We start from the raw sequence: 12,857 nt of genomic DNA on the forward strand, positions 1-12,857 counted from the left end.
TTCCCTTTTCTAGTTTTTATTGGAGTCTCGTCATGTCGACTGATACTCGCGAAGCCCGGTTCGAGCAGCGCGTCGCCCATCTCTATGCGACCGATCCGCAGTTCGCCGCCGCCTCGCCGGATCCCACCGTCACCGCATCCGCCGAACAGGCCGGGCCCCGCCTGACCGAGGTCATCAAGACCGTTTTCGACGGCTACGCCGACCGTCCCGCACTGGGTCAACGTGTGGTGCGGCTTGTTCAGGACCCGCAGACTCAGCGCACTTCGGCCGAGCTGGCCCCGGAGTTCGAAACCGTGACCTACCGCCAGGTATGGGAGCGCGTGCAGGCCGTCGCCGCTGCCTGGTCCAGCGCCGTTCAAGCCGGCGACCGGGTGGCCATCCTGGGCTTCACCAGTGTCGACTACACCACGATCGACCTCGCGCTGGCTCAGCTCGGCGCGGTGTCCGTGCCGCTGCAGACCAGCGCGGCCGCTGCCCAGTTGAACCCGATCCTGACCGAGACCGAGCCTACGGTGTTCGCATCGAGCATCGACTACCTGGATGACGCCGTCGAGCTTGTGCTGGCCGGGCCCGCACCGAAACGCTTAGTGGTCTTCGACTTCCGGCCTGAGGTCGACGATCAGCGCGACTCGCTGGCCGCCGCCACTGCACGGTTGGCTGGCACGGATGTCACCGTGACGACCCTGGCCGACGAAATCAGCTCCGGCACAGGACATTCCGCCGTCACCGTCGGCGCCACCGAAGAGGATCCGCTGGCCCTGCTCATCTATACTTCCGGCAGCACCGGCGCACCGAAGGGCGCCATGTACCCGGCGCACAAAGTGGCCGACATGTGGCTGGCCGCCGCCGCGCACTGGGACGAGAAGCAAGGCGCCTACCCGGCGATCGTGCTGAGCTTCATGCCGATGAGCCACGTCATGGGCCGCGGCGCCCTGTACGGCACGCTGAGCGCCGGTGGCACAGTCTATTTCGCCGCACGACCCGACCTGTCGACTTTCCTCGAGGACTTGGCGCTGACCCGTCCCACCCAGCTCAACCTGGTGCCTCGGGTGTGGGACATGATCCATCAAGAGGTCGTCAGCGAGATCGAGCGGCGAGCGGGCACAGACACCGAGGAGCAGGTGCTGGCCGAGAAGCGCACCAACCTGCTGGGCGGGCGGTACGTCTCGGTGATGACCGGCTCGGCACCGATCGCGCCCGAGTTGAAGGCGTGGGTCGAGAACTTCCTGGACATGCACCTGATCGAAGGCTACGGATCCACCGAAGCCGGCGCGGTGTTCGTCGACGGCGTGGTGCGACGCCCGCCGGTCACCGACTACAAGCTGGTCGACGTCCCCGAGCTGGGCTACTTCGGCACCGACCTGCCGCACCCGCGCGGTGAGCTGCTGGTCAAGACAACTCAGCTGTTCCCCGGTTATTACAAGCGTCCCGAAGTGACCGCCGCGATGTTCGACGAGGATGGCTTCTACCGCACCGGCGATATCGTTGCCGAGCCGGCCCCTGACCATCTGCAGTACGTGGACCGGCGCAACAACGTCCTGAAGCTCTCGCAGGGCGAGTTCGTCACGGTGTCGAAGCTGGAGGCCGCTTTCGGGCGTAGCCCACTGGTGCACCAGATCTACCTGTACGGCAACAGCGCGCGGCCCTACCTGCTGGCCGTCGTGGTCCCCACCGCCGAGGCGGCGGCCCAGCACGACGCAGCCGAACTCAAGTCACTGATCGGCGCGTCACTACAGGACGTGGCTCGTACCACCGGGCTGCAGTCCTACGAGATCCCGCGTGACTTTCTCATCGAGACAACGCCTTTCACCATCGAGAACGGGTTGCTGACCGGTATCCGCAAGCTGGCGTGGCCTCGGCTGAAGGAACGCTACGGCTCCGCCCTGGAACAGCTCTACGTCGATCTGGCCGAAGGGCAGGCCGACGAGCTGCGGGCACTTCGGCAGAGCGGCGCTGATGCGCCGGTGCTGACAACCGTCACCCGCGCCGCCGGCGCGCTGCTGGGTGCGGCGGCCGCCGACCTGCAGCCCGACGCCCACTTCACCGATCTCGGTGGAGACTCTTTGTCGGCGTTGACATTCGCCAATCTGCTCAACGAGATCTTCGGACTCGAGGTGCCGGTAGGTGTCATCGTCAGCCCCGCCAATGATCTGCAAGCCATCGCCGGCTATATCGAGAACGAACGCAGCTCGGGCAATAAGCGGCCGACGTTCGCCTCGGTACACGGTGCCAATGCCACGGTGGCACGCGCCAGCGACCTGACGCTGGATCACTTCATCGACGCCGCGACGCTGGCCGCCGCGCCCCAGTTGCCCGGCCCGGGCAGCGAGGTCCGCACCGTACTGCTCACCGGCGCAACCGGATTCCTGGGCCGCTACCTGGCCCTGGAGTGGCTGGAGCGGATGAGCCTGGTCGACGGCACGGTGATCTGCCTGGTGCGCGCCCGCACCAATGAGGACGCGAGGGCGCGTCTCGACGCCACGTTCGACAGCGGCGATCCCACGCTGCTGGCCCACTACCGCGAATTGGCCGCCGGGCACCTCGAGGTGATCGCTGGCGACAAGGGCGAGGAGAACCTCGGGCTCGACGCCGCGACCTGGCAGCGTCTGGCCGACACCGTCGATCTCATCGTGGACCCGGCCGCACTGGTCAACCACGTGCTTCCTTATCGGGAGTTGTTCGGTCCCAACGCTGTTGGCACTGCCGAATTGATCCGGATCGCGCTGACCACGAAGATCAAGCCCTTCGTGTATGTCTCGACGATCGGCGTCGGCGCCGGAATCGCACCCGGGAAGTTCGTCGAGAACGGCGACATCCGTGTGATCAGCCCGACCCGGGCGGTCGACGACTCCTATGCCAACGGTTACAGCAACAGCAAGTGGGCCGGTGAGGTGCTGCTGCGCGAGGCTCATGATCTTTGCGGTCTGCCGGTCTCGGTTTTCCGCTGCGACATGATCCTGGCTGACACCACCTACGGCGGTCAGCTCAACCTGCCCGACATGTTCACCCGCATGATGTTGAGCCTGGTGGCGACCGGTATCGCTCCGGCGTCGTTCTACCAGCTCGACGCAGAGGGCAACCGCCAGCGCGCTCACTACGACGGGTTGCCGGTGGAGTTCATCGCAGAGGCGATCTCCACGCTCGGTGTCCATGTCACGGAAGGATTCGAGACCTACCACGTCATGAATCCCTACGATGACGGCATCGGGCTCGACGAGTTCGTCGACTGGTTGGTCGAGGCCGGTCACCCGATCCAGCGGATTGGCGAGTACGGCACGTGGCTGCAGCGGTTCGAGACCGCGATGCGCGCACTGCCCGATCGCCAGCGCCAGTACTCACTGCTTCCGCTGTTGCACAACTATCAGCACCCGGAGCAGCCGGTCCGCGGTTCGATCGCCCCGACCGACCGGTTCCGCGCCGCGGTTCAGGACGCGAAAATCGGCCCCGACAAAGACATTCCGCATATCACGCCGGAGGTCATCGTCAAGTACGTGACCGACCTGCAGCTCCTGGGCCTGCTGTAAACCCCCAAGTCGGCACCAGGGTCGCGATCAACGTCGATCGACGGCCCTGGTGTCGATTTCGGCGTCAGACGACGGCGATCACCAACAGCACGACGGCCACCAACGGAAAGGCCCCCTGGGTCACCGCCGCGCGCGCCTTGTCCGGCGCCGACGCCAGTAGTACGACCGCCGCAGCGAGCATGGACCCGACACCGGCGAAAATCAGTGCGGTGCCGATCTCGTTGTGCCCCATAATGATCGCGACGATGCCGACGATGCTGACGATCGCCAGGAACAGGTTATAGAAGCCCTGGTTGAGGGCCATCAACTTGGTGGTCTCGGCTTCCTCAGCACTGACACCGAACACCGCGCGGGTTCGCGGCGTCGTCCAGGTCAGCGACTCCATGCTCCAGATGTAGACGTGCAGCAGCGCGGCGAGGCCGGCGAAAATCAATGCGGCGGTGACCATCGGGCTCCCATCATTCGAAAAGGCCGGACTGACCGAGTCCGCTGGCCCGCGGCGGTGGAACCATGCCGAGGTGCGTCCAGGCTAGCGGCGTCGCGACACGACCGCGGGGAGTCCGCGCGATCATGCCCGCGCGGACCAGGAACGGCTCGCACACCTCTTCGACTGTGGTGGCTTCCTCGCCCACCGCGACGGCCAGGGTGGACACCCCGACCGGTCCCCCGCCGAAGCTTTTGGTCAGCGCGGTCAGCACCGCGCGGTCCAGCCGGTCCAGGCCGAGTTCGTCGACGTCGTACACCGCCAGCGCAGCCTTGGCGATATCGCGGGTGATCACCCCGTCGGCACGCACCTCGGCGTAGTCACGTACACGCCGCAACAACCGGTTGGCGATACGTGGCGTGCCTCGCGACCGGCGGGCGATCTCGGAGCCGGCTTCGACACCCAGCTCGATGCCGAGGATGCCCGCCGAGCGGGCCAGCACCCGTTCCAACTCGTTGGGTTCGTAGAAGTCCATGTGCGCGGTGAAGCCGAAGCGGTCCCGCAGCGGCCCGGTCAGCGCGCCGGATCGGGTGGTCGCACCCACCAGGGTGAACGGCGCGACCTCCAGCGGAATCGACGTTGCCCCAGGGCCTTTGCCGACGACAACGTCGACCCGGAAGTCCTCCATCGCCAGATACAGCATTTCCTCGGCGGGCCGGGCGATGCGGTGGATCTCATCGATGAACAGCACGTCGTGCTCGATGAGGTTGGACAGCATCGCGGCCAGATCGCCGGCCCGCTCGAGGGCAGGCCCCGAGGTGACGCGCAGCGACGTGCCCAATTCGGCGGCGATGATCATCGCCAGCGACGTCTTGCCCAGGCCCGGCGGACCGGACAGCAGGATGTGATCCGGTGTGCCGCCACGGTTCTTGGCGCCCTCGAGGACCAGTTGGAGCTGTTCGCGCACCCGCGGCTGGCCGATGAACTCATTGAGCGACCGAGGCCGCAGGCTGGCGTCGATGTCTCCTTCGCCGACGGTCAGCGCCGGCGAGACATCCCGGTCGACCTCCTCGTCCTCGCCGTCGTCTTCGAACCGGCTCACTTGGTCTTCCCCAGCAGTGACAGCGCCGCCCGCAGCGCACTCTGCGTGGTGGCATCAGGGTCACCGGCGAGCACCTTGTCGCATGCCTCCTCAGCCTGCCTGGCCGCAAAGCCAAGTCCGACAAGGGCTTCCACCACAGGTGCACGCACGGCGTGTCCGGTGGCCGCGGCCACACCCGCACCACCCGAGACCGGTCCGATCTTGTCCCGCAGTTCCAGCACCATCCGTTCGGCACCACGCTTGCCGATACCGGGCACACGCGTCAGGGCCGTCACGTCGCCCTCGGCCAGCGCCTGGCGCAGCGCGGTCGCGTCGTAGACCGCCAGTGTCGCCAGCGCGATCTTCGGGCCGACCCCCGATACCCCGAGCAGCGTGGAGAACAGGTCGCGGGCATCGGAGTCGGCGAAGCCGTAGAGCGTCTGGGAGTCCTCGCGCACGATCATCGCGGTGATCAGCCGGGCTTCGGTGCCGCGCCGCAGCGTCGCCAGCGTAGACGGCGTGGTCATCACCTTGTAGCCGACGCCGCCCGCCTCGATGACGACGTGGTCGAGGGCGATGTCGAGGATCTCACCGCGCACGGAGGCGATCATTTCGCTGCCTTCAACTTGGCTTGGTATGCCCGTCTCTGCTCGGCCGCCATCGCCTCGGCCTGCGCCATCCTGGCGATCATCGGGGCACGCCAGCAGTGACAGATCGCCAGGGCCAGCGCGTCGGCGGCGTCGGCCGGTGTCGGTTTCTGCTGCAACTGCAGGATCCGGGTGACCATCGCGGTGACCTGTGCCTTGTCCGCCCGGCCGTTGCCGGTGACCGCGGCCTTGACCTCGCTGGGGGTGTGGAAATGGACGTCGATGTCGCGGCGGGCGGCAGCCAGGGCGATCACCCCGCCGGCCTGGGCGGTGCCCATCGCGGTGTTGGCATTCTGGTTGGCGAAGACCCGCTCGATCGCGACGACGTCGGGCTGGTGGGTATCCATCCAGTGGTCGACGGTGTCGCTGATGGTCAGCAGCCGGCGCTGCAGCGGCTGCTCAGCCGGGGTGCGCACCACGTCGACGTCCAGGGCGATGACGTGGCGGCCACGACCGCTCTCGATCACCGAGAGGCCGCAGCGCGTCAACCCTGGGTCAACTCCCATGACCCGCACAGATCACCTCCCGACTACGAACAGCTGTTCGATTACAGTAGCGGGCCGGGCCGACAGGGCCGGTCATGACACGCCACGCGGCTATCGTCAGACCATGGGCGGCTCCGACGCATTCCATCCCGATCTGTCCGGTACCGAACCGGTGCGCAACCGGGTGCGTCACGTCAAGGCCGCCGACCTCGACGCCGGCACCTCGCAGACCGGCGGCATGCGGCGCTTCGCCGCACTCAGCGGTAACTCCGTGGGGTCGGAGAAACTGTGGATGGGCGAGACGCACGTCGGGCCGGGGGTGGCTTCGGCCAACCACCACCACGGCGATTCGGAGACAGCGATCTTCGTGCTGAGCGGCCATCCCGAATTCGTCTTCCACGACGGGGTCCAGGAAGTGCGGATCAGCACCGAGCCGGGTGACTATGTGTTCGTGCCGCCCCATCTGCCGCACCGGGAGGAGAACCCGGACCCCGACGAGCCGGCCGTCGTCGTGATCGCTCGCAGCACTCAGGAGGCGATCATCGTCAACCTCGACCGGTTGTATCCGCTGTGAGCGTCGAGGAGGCCACCGGGCAACCCAGACCCGGCCGTCCGCGCAGTGAGCAGTCTCGCTCCGCGGTGGTTCGCGCGACCTCAGAACTGTTGCACGAGATCGGGTTACGCGCGATGACCACCGAACAGATCGCGACTCGCAGCGGGGCCAGCAAGGCCACCATCTACAAGTGGTGGCCGAACAAATACGCGGTCGCCGTCGATGCCTTCTTCTCGGAGCTACAGGCCGACTCCCCCGATCCGGATACCGGCTCGGCCCGGCAGGACTTCACGATCTGGCTGCGCCGTCTCTGCCACTTCTACGCCGGCCCGAGCGGGGCGGTGTTCGCACAGCTGGTCGGCGAGGCTCAGTTCGACCCCGAGGTGGCGACCGAATTGCGCGACGGGCTGGTCCGGTCACGGCGCGCGGTACTGGAGACGATCTGGGACCGCGGTGTCGCGCGCGGCGAGCTGCGCGCTGATGTCGACCGCGACGTCGCGATCGACCTGATCATCGGTCCGGCCCTCTACCGGCTCATGACCGGGCGTGGCGGCCTGGACGACGCTGCCGCCGATGCGATGGCCGACACGGTGATCCGCGGCTTGTCCGCCTAAATTGATCGCGTCCGCGCGGAATGATCTGCCACTATGCAGCGTTGACGTATTTAGAAACTGTACGTTCAGTTTCTAAGGAGTCGTCATGAAGATCAACCTTCGCCTGGCCGCCGGCACTCTGGCAGCCGGCGCTGCCATCTGCATCGCGGGCGCCCCGATTGCCGCCGCGGACCAAGACCCGCATCTTGTCTGCACCGATATCAGCCCCGGCAACAGCCAGTGCCAAACACCCGGCAACGCTCAACTGTCGGCAACCCCGCCCGATGTGCCATACCCGACGATGTATCCGTTCCTGTTCGGCACCGGCGTGATCATCAACGACGCACCAGGCAACCACGGCATGCACTGATCAGGTGTCGGGCGTGAACTGCGTCAGCGTTGATGCCTCCGCCACGCCCGGGCTCACTCCTCGATCTCGGCCAGAACCTCGTCGGAGATGTCAGCGTTGGTGTAGACGTCCTGCACGTCGTCGCTGTCCTCCAGCGCATCGACGAGTTTCATGATCTTGCGGGCGCCGTCGGCGTCCAGCGGCACCGTCACCGACGCCTGGAAACCGGCGTCGGCCGAGTCGTAGTCGATGCCCGCGTCCTGCAGCGCGGTGCGCACCGCGACCAGATCGGTGGGCTCGGAGATCACCTCGAAGCTCTCGCCAAGATCGTTGACCTCTTCGGCGCCGGCCTCCAAAACCGCCAGCAGCACGTCGTCCTCGGACAGCCCGTTCTTCTCCAGCGTGACGATGCCCTTGCGGGAGAACAGGTAGGACACCGAGCCGGGGTCGGCCATATTGCCGCCGTTGCGGGTCATCGCGACCCGGACTTCACCGGCCGCGCGGTTGCGGTTGTCGGTCAGGCACTCGATGAGCACCGCGACACCATTGGGTCCGTAGCCCTCGTACATGATCGTCTGCCAGTCGGCGCCGCCGGCTTCTTCACCGGCACCACGCTTGCGGGCCCGCTCGATGTTGTCGTTGGGAACCGAGGTCTTCTTGGCCTTCTGGATAGCGTCGTACAGGGTCGGGTTACCACCCGGATCACCACCACCGGTACGGGCCGCAACCTCGATGTTCTTGATCAGCCGGGCGAACTCCTTGCCGCGGCGCGCATCTTTGACGGCCTTCTGGTGTTTGGTCGTAGCCCACTTGGAATGGCCGCTCATCGGGTTCTTCTCCGTACTTTCCGTCCTGCCGTAACCCGACGAGTCTACTGGTCGGCGCCAGCCACGGAGCTAACCGTGGCGGCTGCGCCCTGTTCTGCCGCCCAGCGCGAGGCGGGCGACGAGGTCCAGTAGGTAGCCGACCACACCGATCACCAGGACGACGGCGACTACCTGGTCATAGGCGAGCTGGTCGCGGGCGTTGAGGATCTGGTAGCCCAATCCGGAACGCACCCCGAGCATCTCCGCGGGCACCAGTACCACCCAGGCGATGCCGAGCGCCAACCGAAGACCGGTCTGGATGTGGCCGCGGATCGCCGGCAAAATCACCGCCGTCAGTACCTCGGTGCGGGTGGCGTGAAACGAACGCGCGACGTGCAGGTAGCCGGGTTCGATGGCGTGCACGCCGGCGACGGTGTTGAGCAGGATCGGCCAGACCGCGGCCGCGGCGATCAGGAAGATCACCGGCTGGTTGCCGATCCCGAAGACGGCCAACGCAATCGGCGTCCACGACAGCGGCGAGATCATCCGCAGGAACTGCACCAGCGGGGCGGCCGCCCGCTCGACCGTGGTGTTCAGGCCGATCAGCAGGCCCGCCGGAATGCCGATGACCGCCGCGACGAGCAGCCCGACCAGCAGCCGGTAAAGGCTGTAACCGGTGTCCGACAGCAGCACGCCGCGACTCAGGAGTTCACCGACGGCCGGTAGCGCTTTTTGCGGTGCGGTCTGCCGCAGCAGCGATGTCGGGGCGGCGAGCACCGAGGTGGCCAGCCACCACAATCCGACGGCAACGGCGATGGCAATCACCGGCGGCCATACCCGCCGCAACACGGACCAGCGGGCCGTCCTGGTGACGGGGACGGTGCTGCCGACGAGGGAGTCGGCCGGGTCGGCTTGTGTGGTCGTCATAGCGGTTGCACCTCTTCGATTCGGGTGAGATCAGTCGGCAACCCGAACGCGGAGGGTCCGCCGTGGGCAAATAGGGACTGCCGCACGAACTGGTCGTCGATCAACTCGGTATGGACGTGGGCGGGGTCGAGCCGATCCAGGAAGCGCCGGTCGCCGTCGACGACGGTCTCCCCCATCGCTTCCAGCAGCCGCTGGGTGAAGCTGGGAAAAGGGAACGGCTGGAACCCAAGTCGCTGCGGCTGCCAGTCCAGATGCGCGAAGGCGTACGGCGGGTTCGGGTACGTCAGCGCGGTCTGTACCGCCGGCAGCGGCTGGGGCAGGTAGCGGCCGGCCAGTACGGCCGCGGCCGCCTTGCGGTCGGCGTTGATCCTCAGTTGGGCTGCCACCACCGCATCGGTGACGGCCTGCACGGCGGCAGGGCGCGAGGCGATGACGTCGTCACGGGTGATCAGCACGCAGCAGGCGTGATCGCGCCACACGTCTCCGAGGAAGGTGTGGATGTGCCCGATCTTCTTGATCTGAGCCATCGCGTTGAACGGATCGGCGACCACGTATCCCGCGATGGATCGATTGGCCAGTGCGGGCACCATGTCCGAGGGGCTCATCACCACCAGTTCGACGGTGCGCTCCGAGCGCGATGCGCTGCGGCGCACCACCGGCCGTAATCCGTTGGCCCGCAACAACTGCTGGAGAACGATGTTGTGGATCGACCACCAGCCGGGGATGCCGACCTGCGCTCCGGCCAGGTCTGACAGGTCGTGGATGTCCGGGGCGACGGTCAGCGCCGAGCCGTTGGTGTGGTTCCAGCCCAGCACCCGCACTCCCCCGCCCAGCCCGTAGCGCAGTTGCACCGCCATGGGCATCAGCAGGTGCACGACGTCGACCTGACGGCTGATGAAGGCTTCGGCCAGCGAGGCCCAGCTGCGGAACAGGATGGGTTTGGCGGAGCTGACCACCCCCGCCGGGTACAGCGCGGCACTGTGCGCGATCAGTAAGGGTGCGGAGTCGGTGATCGGCAGATAGCCGATGCGCAATTGCCCACTGACGTTGGCGGCGTTGGTGGTGGCACTGCGGGCCAGATCCGCGATGCCGAGCAGGCCACCGGTCGCCGCCACCCCGGCGGCTCCGACCAGCAGCTGCCGCCGAGATAGGCCGCTCACCGCGCTGTTCCCGCGGTCTGGTGGTAACGGTCCAGGATCTCGTGGCGCGCGTCGGCGGTCTCGTCGGCACTCGGAGCCTCGCCGAGCTGCCACTGACCGTGCAGCGTTCCGTCAGAACCGAGCAGCACGACCCGGTCGGCCAGCCCGAGCGCCTCGTCGACGTCGTGAGTGACCAGCACGACGGTGATCGTGAGGGTGTCCGCCAGGTCGGCCAGCCAGCGCTGCAGGTCGCTCCTGGTGGCCGGATCCAGCGCGCTGAACGGTTCGTCCAGCAGCAGTAACACCGGGTTGGTGGCGACCGCGCGCAAGATCGCCACCCGTTGGGCCTGACCGCCGGAGAGTTGGTCGGGATAGCGGTCGGCCAGGGAGTCGATGCCGAATCGCTGCAGCAGCCCGGCCGCGTGCGTGTCGTCGAAGGCATCACGGTGGGCGGCGAATCGCCTTGCGAAGGACACGTTTTCGGCCACTGTCAGCCACGGCATCAGCAGCGGCTGCTGAAACACGACCCCGGTGCGAGGCCGGCCCCCGGCTGTCGACCAGGTGATGTCCCCGGCCGACAGGGTGTCCAGCCCGGCCAGCACCCTCAGCAACGTGGACTTGCCGCTGCCGCTGCGCCCGAGAACCGCCAGGAATTCACCTTCTTCGATGCCCAGGTCGATGTCGTGTAGCGCGGTCACCGACCCAAACCGCTTGGCACCGGCGCTTATTCGTACCGACTCAGTTCCCACCGCAGTTGTCCTTCCGAGGGTGATTGAACGGGCAGGAAAGCCGCTTCCCTGAACCGCCGATTGGCGCTGTTGCCATGTGCGTAGCCGGCCCCGCCGACGAGTGTGGATTCCAGCCGGGTGGCGGCCAGGGCGGTGCTCGCGGCGTCGAGGCGCAGCCGGATCAGCTCCGCGATGCCCGCCCGTGCGGGGTCGCCGGCGAACCCGTAGAGCCGGTGGCGCAAGGCGCCGGCTTGCTCGCTGAGTGCGGTGAGGTCGTCGGCGAACGGGTCGGCCAGCACACCCTCGGCACGGCCCGCACCCGCAAGGGCGGCGCGGGTGACGCCGACGCAGAAGGCCGTCTGCGCCAACAGGAATGCCGGGCGGATGCCGGCGACGAACGTCGCCAGGTCGGCGCTGATGATCTGAGCCCGCCTGACGACCACGTCCTCGAGGCGCAGTGAGCTCGAGACAGTGGCACCCAACGCCATCAGGGTCGGCGGCGGCGCGACGACGACACCCGGCGCGGCGGCATCGATCGCCACCACAAAGCTGGTGCCCGACTCGTCGCGGGCGGGCAGCACGATCACCGCGTCGTCAAAGAGGTTGGAGGCCCAGCGGATTGGGCCGCTCACGCGCAGACCGTCCCCGTGCGGGCGGGCGACGACCGGCACCTGGCCGAGGCCTGCCACCTGCTTGAGGCCGGTGGCCATCGCGGTGACACCGATGCGGGCGCCGGTGCGCAAGGCGTCGAGGTGGACCTCGCGCAGTTGCGGCGAACCCTGACCTAGATAGGTCAGTGCCATGACGTGCGCCCACGTGCTGAACGCGACGGTGAGGCTCTCCGTGGCGACTTCGTCGATGAGGCCAACGACATCAGGCAGCCCGGTGTCGGACAGCGCGGCATCGAACAGGCCGGCGGCACCGAGACCGGCGAGGTCCGTGCGCACGTCGGCGCCCTGCTCGTCGAGCACGGCTGCGCGCGCGGCGACAGCCTTGGTGGCCGCGGCCAGTACCGCCGCCCGGTCGGTCAGCGCCGTCGTCATCTCCGGTCCTCGTCGAGGCGATGCAGCCGGTCGATCGGGGTCGATACGGCGTCGCGGGCGCGGCGCACCGCGGCCTCGTCCGGGGCGTTGTAGAAACACAGGCACTTGTCCATGTCCTCGCGGACATAGGTGCGCAGGAAGCTGACTTCGGGCACGTCGGCGTAGCGGGGCGCATTGGCCTTCTTGCGCGCCAGGTACGAGTCCATGTCGAGCTCGGCCGGAAGGTCCCATTCGACGAGGTAGCCCGCAGCGGGGCGGGCCGCTTTCAGCTCGTCCAGCGCCGCACCCACCAATCGGACCTGGTGGGGCCCGGCGATCTCAGCATCGCCCAGCGCGGCCGGATCCAGGCTCGGCGCGTCGGCGCTGAACTCCGCGATAGCGAAGATCCGCCGCGCCGTGGTGATCTGGGCTTCGATGAGCTCGCCGCCGAGGCGCTGGGTCAGGGCGTCGATCTCTTTGAGGAGATGGTCGGCGTCGGTGTGCGCGGGGGTGATCTCGTAGAGATAGAGGGACACGGTGGCTCTTTTCGTCGTCGGCTCGGATCTGCGACGGTTCCAC

Annotated in this window: 14 protein-coding genes; 4 read left to right on the plus strand and 10 right to left on the minus strand. The window is 67.4% G+C overall.

Annotated features, from left to right (window positions below; genetic code table 11):
* Positions 1 to 32 precede the first annotated feature (32 nt).
* Positions 33 to 3,524, plus strand: a complete 3,492-nt coding sequence (gene car, locus CG716_RS00340; protein WP_094475392.1) for a carboxylic acid reductase — start codon at positions 33 to 35, stop codon at positions 3,522 to 3,524.
* A gap of 64 nt (positions 3,525 to 3,588) precedes the next feature.
* Here the strand turns inward: car and CG716_RS00345 are convergent, their stop codons facing one another.
* The 4 genes from CG716_RS00345 to ruvC are packed head-to-tail and all read right to left on the minus strand — an operon-like array spanning position 3,589 to position 6,191.
* Positions 3,589 to 3,972: a DUF1304 domain-containing protein gene (locus tag CG716_RS00345; protein ID WP_094475393.1), complete on the minus strand. Its 384-nt coding sequence runs from the start codon at positions 3,970 to 3,972 to the stop codon at positions 3,589 to 3,591.
* Between the two features lie 10 nt (positions 3,973 to 3,982).
* Positions 3,983 to 5,050: a Holliday junction branch migration DNA helicase RuvB gene (gene ruvB / locus CG716_RS00350; RefSeq protein ID WP_094475394.1), complete on the minus strand. Its 1,068-nt coding sequence runs from the start codon at positions 5,048 to 5,050 to the stop codon at positions 3,983 to 3,985.
* Complete coding sequence (gene ruvA / locus CG716_RS00355) at positions 5,047 to 5,640, minus strand: Holliday junction branch migration protein RuvA (RefSeq protein ID WP_094475395.1); 594 nt, start codon at positions 5,638 to 5,640, stop codon at positions 5,047 to 5,049. Before ruvA ends, ruvB begins: the two co-directional genes overlap by 4 nt.
* Entirely contained in the window at positions 5,637 to 6,191 is a 555-nt protein-coding gene (ruvC, locus tag CG716_RS00360; protein WP_094475396.1) for a crossover junction endodeoxyribonuclease RuvC, read from the minus strand. Before ruvC ends, ruvA begins: the two co-directional genes overlap by 4 nt.
* A 94-nt stretch (positions 6,192 to 6,285) precedes the next feature.
* Between ruvC and CG716_RS00365 the strand changes: the two genes are divergently transcribed.
* The 3 genes from CG716_RS00365 to CG716_RS00375 all read left to right on the plus strand — a co-directional run bounded on the left by CG716_RS00365 (position 6,286) and on the right by CG716_RS00375 (position 7,677).
* Entirely contained in the window at positions 6,286 to 6,735 is a 450-nt protein-coding gene (locus tag CG716_RS00365) for a cupin domain-containing protein (protein WP_094475397.1), read from the plus strand.
* Positions 6,732 to 7,328 (plus strand): TetR/AcrR family transcriptional regulator, encoded by a 597-nt coding sequence (locus CG716_RS00370; protein WP_094475398.1) that lies wholly within the window; start codon positions 6,732 to 6,734, stop codon positions 7,326 to 7,328. Before CG716_RS00365 ends, CG716_RS00370 begins: the two co-directional genes overlap by 4 nt.
* A gap of 85 nt (positions 7,329 to 7,413) precedes the next feature.
* A complete protein-coding gene (locus tag CG716_RS00375) occupies positions 7,414 to 7,677 on the plus strand; it encodes a hypothetical protein (RefSeq protein WP_094475399.1) in 264 nt (87 codons plus the stop codon).
* Between the two features lie 53 nt (positions 7,678 to 7,730).
* Here CG716_RS00375 and CG716_RS00380 read toward each other — a convergent pair whose 3' ends face one another.
* From CG716_RS00380 to CG716_RS00405, 6 genes are all read right to left on the minus strand, one after another.
* Entirely contained in the window at positions 7,731 to 8,483 is a 753-nt protein-coding gene (locus tag CG716_RS00380) for a YebC/PmpR family DNA-binding transcriptional regulator (protein ID WP_094475400.1), read from the minus strand.
* Positions 8,484 to 8,552: 69 nt separating this feature from the next.
* A complete protein-coding gene (locus CG716_RS00385) occupies positions 8,553 to 9,389 on the minus strand; it encodes an ABC transporter permease (RefSeq protein WP_094475401.1) in 837 nt (278 codons plus the stop codon).
* Complete coding sequence (locus CG716_RS00390; RefSeq protein ID WP_094475402.1) at positions 9,386 to 10,549, minus strand: ABC transporter substrate-binding protein; 1,164 nt, start codon at positions 10,547 to 10,549, stop codon at positions 9,386 to 9,388. Before CG716_RS00390 ends, CG716_RS00385 begins: the two co-directional genes overlap by 4 nt.
* Positions 10,546 to 11,277, minus strand: coding sequence for an ABC transporter ATP-binding protein (locus CG716_RS00395; protein WP_094475403.1), 732 nt, complete (start codon positions 11,275 to 11,277; stop codon positions 10,546 to 10,548). The genes CG716_RS00390 and CG716_RS00395 overlap by 4 nt, the downstream gene beginning before the upstream one ends.
* A complete protein-coding gene (locus tag CG716_RS00400; RefSeq protein ID WP_094475404.1) occupies positions 11,253 to 12,299 on the minus strand; it encodes an acyl-CoA dehydrogenase family protein in 1,047 nt (348 codons plus the stop codon). The genes CG716_RS00395 and CG716_RS00400 overlap by 25 nt, the downstream gene beginning before the upstream one ends.
* The gene (locus CG716_RS00405; protein WP_094475405.1) at positions 12,296 to 12,814 is read right to left on the minus strand and encodes a DUF4242 domain-containing protein; all 519 of its coding nucleotides are present in this window, start codon (positions 12,812 to 12,814) and stop codon (positions 12,296 to 12,298) included. The genes CG716_RS00400 and CG716_RS00405 overlap by 4 nt, the downstream gene beginning before the upstream one ends.
* Positions 12,815 to 12,857: the final 43 nt, after the last annotated feature.

This window comes from Mycolicibacterium sphagni (assembly GCF_002250655.1).
In the GTDB taxonomy this organism is placed as follows: Bacteria; Actinomycetota; Actinomycetes; order Mycobacteriales; family Mycobacteriaceae; genus Mycobacterium; species Mycobacterium sphagni.